This window comes from Neisseria sp. P0014.S009 (assembly GCF_051958155.1).
GTDB classification, from domain to species: Bacteria; Pseudomonadota; Gammaproteobacteria; order Burkholderiales; family Neisseriaceae; genus Neisseria; species Neisseria flavescens_C.
In genome coordinates this window covers 111,756-125,724 of record NZ_JBQCVS010000004.1, presented here as the reverse complement: position 1 = coordinate 125,724, position 13,969 = coordinate 111,756, and the positions used below count along the sequence as shown (strand labels likewise).

Genomic DNA, 13,969 nt, shown 5'->3' with positions numbered 1-13,969 from the left:
ATATGTTATAGGCTAGATTACAGTTGGCTTTGGTAGTAGTTGCCTTCGCCGACCAATTCGATCAGACGCAGTTGTTGTTCCAACCAGTGAGCGTGATCTTCTTCAGTGTCTTTCAGTTGGGCAATCATCAAATCGCGGGTAACGTAGTCTTGAGCTTCTTCGCACAATTTGATACCTTTTTTCAGCGCATCGCGTACTTCGTATTCAGTGTTCAAGTCTGCTTTCAGGCAAGAGATTACGTCAGTACCGATGTTCAGTTCGGCACGGGTCATTTTAGGAGTGCCGCCCAACATCAGGATACGACGGATGAAGTCTTCGGCGTGAGTGGTTTCTTCTTCCATCTCGTGGTTCAAACGTTCAAACAGTTTGGTGTAACCCCATTCAGAGTACAGGCGAGAGTGGATAAAATATTGGTCGCGAGCAGCCAACTCACCAGACAATAATTCGTTCATGTAATCAATAACTGCTTGGTTGCCTTGCATAATTCTTTCTCTTTCTTTTAAAAGTTGATAATCACGAAATGAAGATTCGTGTGTTGTTATGGAATGAGGTAATTGTATGCATAAGTAGCACTTTTGACAAATTTTCTATTTAAAATACAAACAATTATCAAAAAATTTAACCCGCTTAAAAGGCCGTCTGAAAAATTAATCCCCTGTTTTTAATAATATTTTTTTGACATTAGTATTAAGAATCCATTGCATTATTCAAAAACATTTACATTCGTTAACCATAAATAAAAGCAAATAATCCAACAAAATCAATCAAATTTAATTATGAATTATTCTCAACTGCTTTTGCCTCATTTTTTTGACTCTTCTATTCGGTCAACACTTAGGAATCATGCTATAATTACCAGTTATCTTTTTTTTTAAGCACCTAGCTGAAACACATAAATCATCATGAAACAAATCCGCAATATTGCCATCATCGCCCACGTCGACCATGGCAAAACCACATTAGTTGACCAATTGCTGCGCCAGTCCGGTACATTCCGTTCCAACCAACAAGTCGAAGAACGCGTCATGGACAGCAACGATCTTGAAAAAGAGCGCGGCATTACCATTCTCGCTAAAAATACCGCCATCGAATACGAAGGCTACCATATCAACATCGTAGATACCCCGGGACACGCCGATTTTGGTGGCGAAGTGGAACGTGTATTGGGCATGGTTGACTGCGTCGTACTGTTGGTTGACGCACAAGAAGGCCCTATGCCGCAAACCCGTTTCGTGACCAAAAAAGCCTTGGCTTTGGGTCTGAAACCTATCGTTGTTATCAACAAAATCGACAAACCGTCTGCCCGTCCAAGCTGGGTTATCGACCAAACTTTCGAACTCTTCGACAACTTGGGTGCAACCGACGAACAATTGGACTTCCCTATCGTCTATGCTTCCGGCCTGTCCGGCTTTGCCAAACTGGATGAAAACGACGAGAGCAGCGATATGCGTCCTCTGTTCGAGACCATTTTGAAACACACGCCTGCACCAAGCGGCAGCGCGGACGAAACGCTGCAACTGCAAATTTCCCAACTGGACTACGACAACTATACCGGCCGCCTCGGTATCGGCCGCATCCTGAACGGCCGCATCAAACCCGGCCAAGTCGTTGCCGTTATGAATCATGAAGAACAAGTTGCCCAAGGCCGCATCAACCAACTGTTAGGTTTCCAAGGCTTGGAACGCGTACCCTTGGAAGAAGCTGAAGCCGGCGATATCGTGATTATTTCCGGTATCGAAGACATCGGTATCGGCGTAACCATTACCGACAAAGACAATCCTAAAGGCTTGCCAATGTTGAGCGTGGACGAACCGACCCTGACCATGGACTTTATGGTCAATACTTCTCCTTTGGCCGGTACTGAAGGCAAATTCGTGACTTCCCGCCAAATCCGCGACCGCCTGCAAAAAGAATTGCTGACCAACGTTGCCCTGCGTGTTGAAGATACTGCCGATGCTGATGTATTCCGCGTTTCCGGCCGCGGCGAATTGCACTTGACCATTTTGTTGGAAAACATGCGCCGCGAAGGCTTTGAATTGGCAGTCGGTAAGCCGCGCGTGGTATTCCGTGAAATCAACGGTCAAAAATGCGAGCCTTACGAAAACCTGACCGTGGACGTACCGGATGACAACCAAGGTGCCGTTATGGAAGAGCTTGGCCGTCGCCGTGGCGAATTGACTAATATGGAAAGCGACGGCAATGGCCGTACCCGTCTGGAGTACCACATTCCTGCACGCGGCCTGATCGGTTTCCAAGGTGAATTTATGACCTTGACTCGCGGTACCGGCTTGATGAGCCACGTTTTTGACGACTATGCTCCGGTTAAACCTGATATGCCCGGCCGTCACAACGGCGTACTGGTTTCTCAAGAGCAAGGTGAAGCCGTTGCTTACGCCCTATGGAACTTGGAAGACCGCGGCCGTATGTTCGTTTCTCCAAACGACAAAGTCTACGAAGGCATGATTATCGGTATTCACAGCCGCGACAACGACTTGGTGGTAAACCCTCTGAAAGGTAAAAAACTGACCAACGTCCGTGCCAGCGGTACAGATGAAGCCGTACGCCTGACTACGCCGATCAAATTGACTTTGGAAGGTGCAGTTGAGTTCATTGACGATGATGAACTGGTTGAAATTACGCCACAATCCATCCGCCTGCGTAAACGCTACCTGAGCGAATTGGAACGTCGCCGTCATTTCAAAAAACTGGACTAATCCTGTTTGATTGATACGTTTTAAAATTAAGGCCGTCTGAAAAGTGTTTCGGAAATCTTAGATTTCATTTTTACACTTTCAGACGGCCTTTTGTCATCTGTTCAAATAAAGTAAATCGGCATTTCTTCCGCTTGTACTGCCGCCTCATCAGTACGATCATTCTTACGATATTGCCCCGGCGATATCCCATATTGCTTTTTAAATGCCTTGCCAAAATGCGTTTCCGATTGAAAACCAACCGAGAGCGCAACCGATAAAACCGAATCCGCCGTTTGTTTCAACAATAATGCCCCCTGCTGTAAGCGAATACTGTTTACAAAGGCGTGCGGGCTTGTTCCCGTCTGCTGCTTGAATACCCTCATTAACTGGGCGCGAGACAAGTTGGCAATCACAGTCATTTTCTCGATATTCCATTCCTCTTCCGGCTTATCCACTACTGCCTGAAGCAAATTCCGCAGGCGTTTGTCCTGCCAACCATTCAGCAAACCGCTTAATTGCGCTTCCCCATTTTTCTCCAGGCTGGCTCGAAGTAGAAATACCAGCAACACCGAAGCCAATGCGTTCACAACCGCTACCGAGCCGGACAAAGCTTGACCGCTCTCATATTGCAACAATGCCACCAAATACTGTAAAGAAGGATGGTTGATATTCAGTAAAACCGTATCAGGTAGTCCCGCCATAATATCCGCCTGCGCTTCATATTCAAACCGCGCGCAGAAAAGATGCAAAGCCGCATCGCCTCCTGCATGACTCTGCTTGACTTTAAATGCGCCTTTTTCACTCGTTAGCACGCTGACGCCGAGATTTTCACAACTACTGTCGCTGCTCAAAGTATGCCCTACGCTGCGCGGAAAAAAAATGACATCCCCCGCACTCAGCAGCCTGGCCTCTTGCTCCCCATCAATTCGGATATAACCCGAACCTGCAGTTACGATATGAACCAAACCATGCGCACGCTTTGATTCATGCCGTACATACCACTCCCCCTGAAACAGACATTGAACATCCACGCTGCCTCTTACCTGCGCCAATTCGACCAGCCTATCCAAAATATCCATAGTGTTTTTTACCAATAAATGAGATGTTTTGACGATTTAAATCTTCCAATTATTGCAATAATACACACACCAAACACAAACGGATAGGATTTTTTATCTTATCCACTCACCTTAAGAAAGGACATATCATGTTTAAAGACTGGCCTGAACATACCGCCTTGGTAAAAAAAGCATTCGGCGAACTGGGTAAAAACCATCCTAAAATGCTGCAAGCCTACGGCGCACTGGATCAAGCAGCCGCTGCCGAAGCACTGGATGCCAAAACACGCGAACTGATCGCCATTGCCGTTGCCATTACCACGCGTTGCGAAAGCTGCATCAGCGTGCATGCAGCCGCCGCAGCCAAAGCAGGTGCAACCGAAAGCGAAATCGCCGGTGCATTGGCCACTGCTATCGCCCTGAACGCTGGTGCCGCTTATACCTACGCTTTACGCGCTTTGGAAGCAGTAGAAACCCAACGCTAATCGGTTTGTAAAATCAGGCCGTCTGAAAGCCGACTCCCCTTTCAGACGGCCTGATGAAATGCTAAACTGATAAAGTTATCATATTGTTTTCTGTCTAATAGGAGATTGAACCATGAAGAAACTGCTGACCGCCGTACTTTTTGCCGCCGCTGTTGCCACTCCTTTGGCCACTTCCGCTGCCTCTATGCCTAAAGTTGAAAAAATTGCGGCACAGCCTGCAAAAGCAAAAGGCGTTTGGATTGATGTCCGCTCTGCCGAAGAATTTAAAGAAGGCCATTTGCAAGGTGCGCTCAATATTCCGCATGACCAAATCGTTGACCGCATCAAATCCGTCAGCCCGGATAAAAACGCACCGGTAAACCTCTACTGCCGCAGCGGCCGCCGTGCAGAAGCCGCGCTGACTGAGCTGAAAAAAGCCGGCTACACCAACGTAACTAACCATGGCGGTTATGAAGACTTGGTGAAAAAAGGTTTGAAATAAATCTAGTTGATTTTAAAAAGGCCGTCTGAAACTTTTCAGACGGCCTTTATTGCATTACAGACAGCAACTTCCAAATCTCAAACGTTTGCTGAGACCGGTTTCGTGAATCAATTGTTTGATAACCAAAATATTGGTGTTATCGGCCAACGCGCGAATGCTGTGCGCTTCCATCGGCTCAAGACGGATAACTTGCAAGCCTTCGGTTTGCAAAACTTCGCCCACCGTTTTGATTTCGGCTTTGCCGTTTAAAACCAAAAGCAAAATAATCGCATCCGCCTCATATGCCGGAATTTCATTATCCTTCTGCAGTGAAAGCTGAACAATCTCCTGATTGCCGTCTGAAGCAATCACGCCGCCCAATAAAGCTTTGGGGTCTAACTCATAATGTTTCATTATTATCCTTTCCGCCCAAACGTTGCCGATTCATGGACAATCGCTCAAGCAAACCAGTACAATACCGCCCATCTTACCGATAGACACAATATTGTCACATGAACATATTAATCTCAAACGACGATGGTTATCTTGCGCCTGGTTTGGCTGTTTTGGCAAGAGTGTGCGCAGAATTTGCCAATGTCAGGGTGGTTGCGCCCGAACGCGATCGCAGCGGCGTCAGCAATTCCCTGACTTTAGACCGTCCTTTACAACTGAAACAGGCGGAAAACGGGTTTTACTATGTGAATGGCACCCCCACCGACTGCATTCATGTCGGCCAACATGCCCTTGCCGACTTCAAACCCGACTTAGTCTTGTCTGGTATTAACAACGGCGCAAACATGGGCGACGATACGCTTTATTCTGGTACGGTTGCCGCCGCAACGGAAGCTTATCTAATGGGTATTCCCGCTATTGCCTTTTCGCTTGCCGATTCAAGCGGCCGTTATTGGGAAACTGCAGAAAAAGCCGCTTGGATGCTGCTTTCCTACTTTCTCAAACGACCTATTTCCAAACCCATCTTATGGAACATCAATATCCCTGCCGTCGCACCTGAAGATATCCAAGGCATAAAAATTACACGGCTCGGCCGTCGTCATCATGAACAAAGCATTGTTCCCATGTATAATCCACGTGGCGAACAAATTTATTGGATTGGGCCGGTCGGCGATGTTTCCGACAGCGAAGAAGGTACCGACTTTGGCGAATGCGCGTCCGGCTTCATCACGATTACCCCGCTGCAAGTCGATTTGACTGCCTACGGACAAATGGAGCAAACCGCTTCCTTTTGGTCAGAAATCCCTGCGCCTTAACAGTCCCTAACAGCCGAACACTTGAGAAACAAGCATATTTTTATTATGATATGCCCCGACGAGAACAATTACCCGAATACGAAAGTCATTAACATGTTGAAAAAAAGTGTATCTTATGCCGGATCGGCAGCTTTGGTTTTATTACTTGCAGCCTGTGCCAGCCAACAACCGGCTCCTGTAGTCGTCGGCACACAAAGCGGTGGGGCAACAACAAGTTCTACCGCTGACAATCCTTACGGTGCAGCGCCTTACAATACCAACACCAGCCCAGCGACAGATGCGCCATACACTCCGCCGGCAAGTACACCTGCTCCAACGTACAACAGCGGCAGCACCGGCACTTACACGCCTTCTTACGCGCCTGTTGATATTAATGCAGCGACACATACCGTTGTTCGTGGCGATACCGTTTACAACATCTCCAAACGCTACAATATTACCCAAGACAATCTGCGTGCTTGGAATAACCTGGCCGACAACACCATCAGCGTAGGCCAAACCCTGCGCGTGAAACCTGAAGGCTACGTTGCACCTGCAGCTTCTGCAAGCAAACCTTCTACTCCAACAACTACAACCACTGCTCCGGCCCCAAGCACTCCTGCAAATACACCAACCGTATCTACCGGCAGCAGCCGCAACGTCAGCGGCATCACATGGCAACGTCCGACTACCGGTAACGTTATCGCCAACTTCGGCGGCAGCAATAAAGGTGTAGATATCGCCGGTACGCAAGGCCAGCCTGTTGTTGCAGCGGCAGACGGTAAAGTCGTTTACGCAGGCTCAGGCTTGCGCGGTTACGGCAACTTGGTCATCATCCAACACAACTCCTCATTCTTGAGCGCATACGGCCACAACCAACGCCTGCTGGTTAATGAAAACCAAACCGTGAAACGCGGTCAAACCATTGCGCACATGGGTAATACTGATGCATCCCGCACTCAGTTGCACTTTGAAATCCGTCAAAACGGCAAACCGGTCAATCCGGCAAGTTATGTTGCCTTCTAAGCTGATTCAAGCAACCTAATTTCACTTCAATCCCTGCCTAAATGTCATTTAGGTAGGGATTGTTTGTACCGGTTCCCCATGAAATTTCATCTTCCCTTTCTTTATACCCTGCTATTGGGCGGTTGCGCCGCGTTTTTGCCTTCATTGGACGAACGCACCCAAAGCAGTTATCTTGACATACCTGCAACGCCGCGGCTGGACAGCGCATTAGGCATTCCTTCTACATCCTCCAAGACCGATGTTTCCCATATCTATCTGTTGAACGATGCCCATGAAGCCTTTGTCGCCCGTGCCGCCCTGATTGAATCCGCCGACCATACCCTCGATTTGCAGTACTATATCTGGCACAACGACATCTCCGGCAAGCTTCTCTTCAACCTGATTCATCGCGCGGCCGAACGCGGCGTCCGTGTGCGTTTGCTTCTGGACGACAACAACACCAACGGCATGGATGATCTCCTACTTGCACTCGACAATCATCCCAATATCGAAGTCCGTCTGTTTAATCCCTTTATTTTCAGAAAATGGCGTGCACTCGGCTACGTTGCCGACTTCCCGCGACTTAACCGCAGAATGCACAATAAATCGTTTACCGCCGACAACCGTGCCACCATTTTGGGCGGACGCAATATCGGCGACGAATATTTTAAGGTTAACGACGATACCATTTTTGCCGACCTCGATATCCTCGCCACAGGCCGCGTAGTAACCGAAGTTTCCCAAGACTTCGACCGCTATTGGGCAAGCCACTCCGCCTATAACGCGACCAGCATCATCAAACGGGGAAACATGCAAAAAGGATTGGCAGAGCTTGATTACACCGACCAAGATAAAAATCAAACGCTCATCCGCTACCGTCAAAGCATCGAACACTCCAACCTCTATCAAAAAATGCAGAGTAACCTTATGGAGTGGCAAAGTGTCAGCACACGCCTGATCAGCGATGACCCGGCCAAAGGCTTAGACCGCGACCGGCACAAACCGCCTATTTCCGAACGCCTGCAAGACGCCCTCAAGCAACCTGAAAAAAGCGTTTACCTTGTTTCCCCTTATTTTGTACCCACAAAATCAGGCGTTAAGGCCATAGAAAGGCTGATTCACAACGGCGTGGATGTTACCGTTCTGACCAATTCCCTCCAGGCGACCGACGTTGCCGCCGTCCATTCCGGCTACGTCAAATACCGCAAGCCCTTGCTTAAAGCCGGAGTTAAACTCTATGAGCTTCAACCCAACCACGCCGTTCCGACCTCCAAAGACCGCGGCTTGACCGGTAGCTCCGCCACCAGCTTGCATGCCAAAACTTTCATCGTGGACGAGAAACGCATTTTCATCGGCTCATTCAACCTCGACCCACGTTCCGCACGCCTCAATACCGAAATGGGCGTCGTCATTGAAAGCCCCGAAATCGCAGGCCAAATGCAGCGTACCCTCGTAACGACCACCCCAAGCTACGCCTATCAGGTAACGCTTGGCAATTACAACAAACTATACTGGTATGACCCAAGCGAAAAACGAACTTACGCACACGAACCCGAAGCCAAGTTCTGGAAACGGATGACTTCAAAAATCCTGTCCATCCTGCCCATAGAAGGATTATTATAGAGGCCGTCTGAAAACAAAAATCATGCAGCCGGAGGAATTCACCATGTCTCGACTCATCTGCAAAACCCTATTTGTTTGTACCACCTGCTTATTGTTGGCCTCCTGCGGCACCACTGGCAAGCATAAATCCCACAAGCCGCAAACAACCGCCAGAACAATCCAACCTGTCCGCATTTCCCATATCGACCACACCCAAGGTTCGCAGGAATTGATGCTTCACAGCCTAGGCCTGATCGGTACGCCCTACAAATGGGGAGGCAGCACCACAGCCACAGGCTTTGACTGTAGCGGCATGATCCAATTCGTCTATAAAAACGCCCTCAACGTCAATCTGCCACGCACCGCACGCGATATGGCCGCAGCCAGCCGAAAAATTCCCGACAGCAAATTGAAAGCCGGCGATCTTGTCTTCTTCAATACCGGCGGCGCACACAAATATTCCCATGTCGGCCTCTACATCGGCAACGGCGAATTTATTCACGCCCCCAGCAGCGGTAAAACCATCAAAACCGAAAAACTTTCCACTCCGTTCTACGCAAAAAACTATTTGGGCGCACATACTTTTTTTACTGAATAAATCAAGGCCGTCTGAAAGGTATCGCAACATCATCGATCCCTTTCAATCTATTGCTGATGAGTAAAACTTAGTTGCCAGATAGACCCATGCAAAATTTACCCATAACAAAGCAATAGAAAGATAACACTCAGTTTCAACAGCTTAAATCATCTTTCACCCTGTCATTTTGCAAGTACGAAACCATCAAGGATATATCATGCACACAGAATCCGTTCTCACCCTCCTCAAAACCCTGCAAAACCAAATCTGCGCCGCGTTGGAGCAAGAAGATGGCGAAGCCGAATTTGTGCATGAAGCATGGACGGGGAAACTGGGTATCGGCGAAACCCGCGTATTGAAAAACGGCGCAGTATTCGAGCAGGCTGGTGTAAATTTTTCGCATGTAAAGGGAACCAAAATGCCGGCTTCTGCCACTGCCCATCGTCCGGAATTGGCAGGCGCGGCGTTTGAAGCCATGGGCGTATCGCTGGTCATTCATCCGAAAAATCCTTATGTTCCAACCAGCCATGCCAATGTGCGCTTTTTTATTGCCTATCCTGAAAATGCCGAGCCGGTTTGGTGGTTTGGCGGCGGCTTTGATTTGACGCCGTTTTATCCTTTTGAGGAAGATATCGTGCATTGGCACACAGTGGCGCGGGACGTATGCGCGCCATTTGGCGAATCGGTTTATCCTGAATTCAAACAATGGTGTGACGAATATTTCTATTTGAAACACCGTAACGAAACACGCGGCGTGGGCGGCCTGTTTTTTGACGATTTAAACCGTTGGGATTTCGATACCTGCTTGAACTTTATCAAGGCAGTCGGGGAAGGCTATATCGCAGCGTATCTGCCGATTGTGGCCAAACGCAAAAACACGCCTTATGGAGAACGTGAACGAGATTTCCAACTCTACCGTCGCGGACGCTATGTCGAGTTTAACTTGGTTTGGGACAGAGGCACGCTGTTCGGCCTGCAAAGCGGCGGCCGTACGGAAAGCATTTTGATGTCCATGCCGCCTTTGGTACGCTTCGAGTATCAATATGTGCCGGAAGAAGGTTCACCCGAAGCACGCCTCAATCAATTCCTTATACCGCGCAACTGGCTGGAAGAAGCCGGCAGATAGTTTTACCTATCAAAGGCCGTCTGAAAAGCGATTCTCACTGGTTGAGACTACCTTTTCAGACGGCCTTTGCTTCAATTGCTTTGAATTTGCATACCTTTGCCTATCATGCTGTTTCATCTCTATAGAGTTTTTGAGACAATGCGCCCATATAAAAATCACCTCACAAACCACACTAAAAAGGAATAATCGGTGAAACGCATTTTCTTATTTATCGCAACCAATATCGCAGTTCTGGTTGTCATCCGTGTTATTTTGGCCATCTTGGGCATCAACAGTACCGACCAAGTCGGCAGCCTGTTGGCTTATTCCGCAGTCGTCGGCTTCAGCGGCTCGATTGTCTCCCTGCTGATGTCAAAAACCATCGCCAAACATTCGGTCGGCGCCGTCGTCATCGACCAACCCCAAAGCGAAGAAGAAGCTTGGCTGTTGGCAACTGTTGAAGCGCAAGCCCGCCAATGGAATCTGAAAACGCCGGAAGTAGCCATTTACGACTCTCCCGAGCCTAACGCCTTTGCAACCGGCGCAACCAAAAACAGCTCGCTCGTCGCTGTCAGCACCGGCCTGCTCGACCACATGACCCGCGATGAAGTCGAAGCTGTTTTAGCGCATGAAATGGCGCACGTCGGCAACGGCGATATGGTAACGCTGACGCTGATTCAAGGTATTGTGAATACTTTTGTCGTCTTCTTGGCGCGTATCGTTTCCAGCATGGTAGCGCGCAATAATGACGGCAGCACTTCGCAAGGTACATATTTCATGGTCAGCATAGTATTGCAGATCGTATTCGGCTTCCTCGCTAGCATCATTGTGATGTGGTTCAGCCGCCAACGCGAATACCGCGCCGATGCGGGCGCTGCAAAACTGGTGGGCGCGCCGAAAATGATTGCCGCCCTGCAACGCTTGAAAGGCAACCCCAGCGATTTGCCGCAAACCATGACGGCAATGGGCATTGCCAGTGAAGCCAAAGATTCTTGGTTCAGCACCCATCCTTCTTTGGATAACCGCATCAACCGTTTGAAAAACCGCTAATCGAAAACATCAAGGCCGTCTGAAACATCTATTTCAGACGGCCTCTTTTTATTTCTTCATCAAAGCCCGTTTGATGATAATCATCCAGTCTTTTTTATCCAACAGCGGCCGCTGGTTAAACACGTCATATTTGCAACCGTCCAGCTTCTGCAAAATCAACTGGCCGCCGACAATAATCATGCGCAGCTCAAAACCGATTCGCCCTTTGAGGGTTTTGCCCAACGGCGAGCCGGCCTTCAGCATTTGAAAGGCACGTTGGCACTCGTGCGCCATCAATCGTTGAAAAGCAAAGTCGGCTTTACCGGCCGCAATCTGTTCTTCGCTAACTTTGAACTTCTGCAAATCTTCCTGGGGGATGTACACGCGCCCTTTCTGCCAATCCACCGCCACGTCCTGCCAGAAATTAATCAGCTGCAAGGCAGTGCAAATGCCGTCGCTTTGCGCCATGCTCACTTCATCGGTTTGCCCGTACAAATGCAGCATAATGCGCCCCACAGGATTGGCGGACAAACGGCAATAGGCAATCAATTCGCCAAAGTTTTCATAACGGGTTTTAACCACATCCTGACTGAACGCCGCCAGCAAATCATAAAACGGCTGCAACGGCAATTGAAACGGCTCAATCGCTTCGTTATACAAACGCTGCATCAAAGCCGTTTGCGGTTTCCCACCTTGTGTAATGCGGTCTAACTCTGCCTTCAGTTTGTCCAGTTGGCGCAGGCGTTTGACTGCTTCGGCATTGCCTTCGTCGGCAATATCGTCCGCCGTCCGTGCAAAAGCATAAACGGCATGAACCGGCTTGCGCAAACGGCGTGGCAGCACAATGGAGCCGACTGGGAAGTTTTCGTAATGATTGACTGACATGGGAAATCCGAAAATTTAAAATAAAATGTTTTTGCTGACAGGCCGTCTGAAATTCAGACGGCCTTACGTTTGGCCGCAAAGAAATCCTGCAATACGCTTTGGCATTCTTCTGCCAATATGCTGCCCAAAATTGCGGTATGCTTGTTCAGACGTTTGTCGGCAAATAAATCGACCACGCTGCCTGCCGCACCGGTTTTGGCTTCAGCCGCACCATAAATCACACGCCCGACCCGCGCCTGTATCAAAGCAGATGCGCACATGGAGCAAGGCTCTAATGTGATGTACACATCGCAATCTTCCAAACGGTAGTTTTGCAAGGCTTTGCCTGCGGCGGCAAGTGCGTTGATTTCGGCATGATGGCTGACATTGTGGTCGCCAATGCAGGTATTGTGTGCCGCTGCGATTGCCTTACCTTGATATACGATGACCGCGCCAACCGGCACCTCACCCAATGCCGCCGATTGTCTGGCCTGTTCTATCGCCAGCCGCATAAAGGCTTCCGTATCGCTTTGCGAAGGGAAAACGGCAACAGGCGGATGATTTTTCAATGCCTCGCCCAGTTCCGTCTTTCTCTCCTCGGAAATATGCCGGACATCCATTCCTGAAACCAACGCGTCCAGTTGCCACAAAGTGCTTTTGGTTACGGTCAAACCCGATGCTTTCAGCAATAGAAACGATCGGACTGCGCCGATTTCCTGTAAATCTTCCAGTGTACAAATACCCAATTCTTTTAGCGCGGCCAATGTTTTAGGCGCAAGTGGTGGCGTGTTCAGCATAGATTATTCCTGAAAATGCTGACGCGCCAAGGCTAAGGCCGCCTGAACATAATCACTGTCTGCGTAAGGATCTAACGTGTGCGCCAAAGGAATTTTCCGCAACCAGGTCAACTGGCGTTTGGCAAGCTGGCGCGTGGCGACAATGCCTTTTTCGACAAAGGTGTCATAATCGGTTTCGCCTTCGAGATAATCCCAAGCCTGACGGTAGCCCACGCAGCGCATAGACGGCATATCGGCATGCAGCTGCGGATAATCGCGGCGTAAGGCGTGCATTTCATCGAGGAAACCGTGTTCCAGCATACTTAAAAAGCGTTTTTCGATTTGACGGTGTAACAAATGGCGCTCTTCGGGGATAAGGGCAACCGTACATAAATCCAATAAAGGCGCAGCCTGCTTCTGCTCTGTGAAATGTTCGCTCAAAGGCTTGCCGGTCAAAAGATAGACTTCCAAAGCGCGTTCAATACGCTGGCTGTCATTGGCTTTCAGACGGCTTGCCGTAATCGGGTCAACTTCCTGCAAACGGTGATACAGGCCTACCAGACCATGTTCGTTTTTTTCCGCCTGAAGCTGTGCGCGCACCGCCGTATCTGCGCCAGGCAAATCGTTCAAACCTTCCGTCAGCGCGTGGAAATACATCATTGTGCCACCGACAATCAGCGGATAGCGACCGCGCGCATGTATTTCATTCACCAAGCGCACGCAGTCGCCGACAAAATCCGCCGCGCTGTAACTTTCCAGCGGCGAGATAATATCAATCAAATGATGCGGTACGGCGGCAAGCTCTTCGGCAATCGGCTTGGCCGTACCGATGTCCATGCCGTGATACACCAGCGCGGAATCCAAACTGATGATTTCCACCGGCAACGATTGGGCAATATTTAAGGCCAGTGCGGTTTTACCGCCGGCTGTCGGGCCGAGTACGGCGAAGGCTTTGGGCGCGTTCATAAGAAAACGGAAAAATTAAAAATGCGATTATAGCAAACCCGGGCAGACCATATTTCAGGCCGTCTGAAACATTTGCTCTACATTATCAAAAGCGTTACACTT

At 49.1% G+C, this 13,969-nt stretch carries 15 protein-coding genes; 9 read left to right on the top strand and 6 right to left on the bottom strand.

Translation table 11 applies throughout. The features are described from left to right. Nucleotides 1–17: 17 nt before the first annotated feature. Nucleotides 18–482: a bacterioferritin gene (gene bfr / locus ACTHS4_RS05090; RefSeq protein ID WP_004520304.1), complete on the bottom strand. Its 465-nt coding sequence runs from the start codon at nucleotides 480–482 to the stop codon at nucleotides 18–20. Between the two features lie 420 nt (nucleotides 483–902). On the opposite strand from bfr, the gene typA reads away from it, so the two are divergent. Further along, nucleotides 903–2,714, top strand: coding sequence for a translational GTPase TypA (gene typA, locus ACTHS4_RS05085; protein ID WP_440365563.1), 1,812 nt, complete (start codon nucleotides 903–905; stop codon nucleotides 2,712–2,714). A gap of 101 nt (nucleotides 2,715–2,815) precedes the next feature. Here typA and ACTHS4_RS05080 read toward each other — a convergent pair whose 3' ends face one another. Further along, on the bottom strand, nucleotides 2,816–3,772 hold the full coding sequence (locus tag ACTHS4_RS05080; RefSeq protein WP_440365562.1) for a cupin domain-containing protein: 957 nt from the start codon (nucleotides 3,770–3,772) through the stop codon (nucleotides 2,816–2,818). 128 nt (nucleotides 3,773–3,900) lie between these two features. Here ACTHS4_RS05080 and ACTHS4_RS05075 point away from each other — a divergent pair, with 128 nt between their 5' ends. Beyond that, nucleotides 3,901–4,236 carry a carboxymuconolactone decarboxylase family protein gene (locus ACTHS4_RS05075; RefSeq protein ID WP_003686488.1) on the top strand — a complete coding sequence of 112 codons (336 nt, stop codon included), beginning with the start codon at nucleotides 3,901–3,903 and terminating at the stop codon, nucleotides 4,234–4,236. Between the two features lie 112 nt (nucleotides 4,237–4,348). Then, nucleotides 4,349–4,717, top strand: coding sequence for a rhodanese-like domain-containing protein (locus ACTHS4_RS05070; protein ID WP_070827022.1), 369 nt, complete (start codon nucleotides 4,349–4,351; stop codon nucleotides 4,715–4,717). Between the two features lie 54 nt (nucleotides 4,718–4,771). Here ACTHS4_RS05070 and ACTHS4_RS05065 read toward each other — a convergent pair whose 3' ends face one another. Beyond that, nucleotides 4,772–5,110 (bottom strand): hypothetical protein, encoded by a 339-nt coding sequence (locus tag ACTHS4_RS05065; RefSeq protein ID WP_070827021.1) that lies wholly within the window; start codon nucleotides 5,108–5,110, stop codon nucleotides 4,772–4,774. Nucleotides 5,111–5,208: 98 nt separating this feature from the next. On the opposite strand from ACTHS4_RS05065, the gene surE reads away from it, so the two are divergent. From surE to htpX, 6 genes are all read left to right on the top strand, one after another. Beyond that, a complete protein-coding gene (surE, locus tag ACTHS4_RS05060) occupies nucleotides 5,209–5,964 on the top strand; it encodes a 5'/3'-nucleotidase SurE (RefSeq protein ID WP_070827020.1) in 756 nt (251 codons plus the stop codon). 93 nt (nucleotides 5,965–6,057) lie between these two features. Then, nucleotides 6,058–6,969 carry a peptidoglycan DD-metalloendopeptidase family protein gene (locus tag ACTHS4_RS05055; protein ID WP_070827019.1) on the top strand — a complete coding sequence of 304 codons (912 nt, stop codon included), beginning with the start codon at nucleotides 6,058–6,060 and terminating at the stop codon, nucleotides 6,967–6,969. Between the two features lie 78 nt (nucleotides 6,970–7,047). After that, nucleotides 7,048–8,571: a phospholipase D family protein gene (locus ACTHS4_RS05050; RefSeq protein ID WP_070827018.1), complete on the top strand. Its 1,524-nt coding sequence runs from the start codon at nucleotides 7,048–7,050 to the stop codon at nucleotides 8,569–8,571. Nucleotides 8,572–8,614: 43 nt separating this feature from the next. Then, nucleotides 8,615–9,148 (top strand): C40 family peptidase, encoded by a 534-nt coding sequence (locus ACTHS4_RS05045; RefSeq protein ID WP_070827048.1) that lies wholly within the window; start codon nucleotides 8,615–8,617, stop codon nucleotides 9,146–9,148. Nucleotides 9,149–9,344: 196 nt separating this feature from the next. After that, a complete protein-coding gene (hemF, locus tag ACTHS4_RS05040) occupies nucleotides 9,345–10,253 on the top strand; it encodes an oxygen-dependent coproporphyrinogen oxidase (RefSeq protein ID WP_070827017.1) in 909 nt (302 codons plus the stop codon). A gap of 189 nt (nucleotides 10,254–10,442) precedes the next feature. Then, on the top strand, nucleotides 10,443–11,282 hold the full coding sequence (htpX, locus tag ACTHS4_RS05035; protein ID WP_070827016.1) for a protease HtpX: 840 nt from the start codon (nucleotides 10,443–10,445) through the stop codon (nucleotides 11,280–11,282). 48 nt (nucleotides 11,283–11,330) lie between these two features. On the opposite strand, the gene hpnC is transcribed toward htpX, so the two are convergent. Genes hpnC through miaA form a run of 3 tightly spaced genes read right to left on the bottom strand, consistent with a single transcriptional unit; the run spans nucleotide 11,331 to nucleotide 13,867 of the window. Continuing rightward, nucleotides 11,331–12,146, bottom strand: a complete 816-nt coding sequence (gene hpnC / locus ACTHS4_RS05030; protein WP_070827015.1) for a squalene synthase HpnC — start codon at nucleotides 12,144–12,146, stop codon at nucleotides 11,331–11,333. Nucleotides 12,147–12,199: 53 nt separating this feature from the next. Beyond that, nucleotides 12,200–12,922 (bottom strand): tRNA adenosine(34) deaminase TadA, encoded by a 723-nt coding sequence (gene tadA, locus ACTHS4_RS05025; RefSeq protein ID WP_070827014.1) that lies wholly within the window; start codon nucleotides 12,920–12,922, stop codon nucleotides 12,200–12,202. A 3-nt stretch (nucleotides 12,923–12,925) separates the two neighbouring features. Beyond that, nucleotides 12,926–13,867 carry a tRNA (adenosine(37)-N6)-dimethylallyltransferase MiaA gene (miaA, locus tag ACTHS4_RS05020; RefSeq protein ID WP_371460241.1) on the bottom strand — a complete coding sequence of 314 codons (942 nt, stop codon included), beginning with the start codon at nucleotides 13,865–13,867 and terminating at the stop codon, nucleotides 12,926–12,928. Nucleotides 13,868–13,969: the final 102 nt, after the last annotated feature.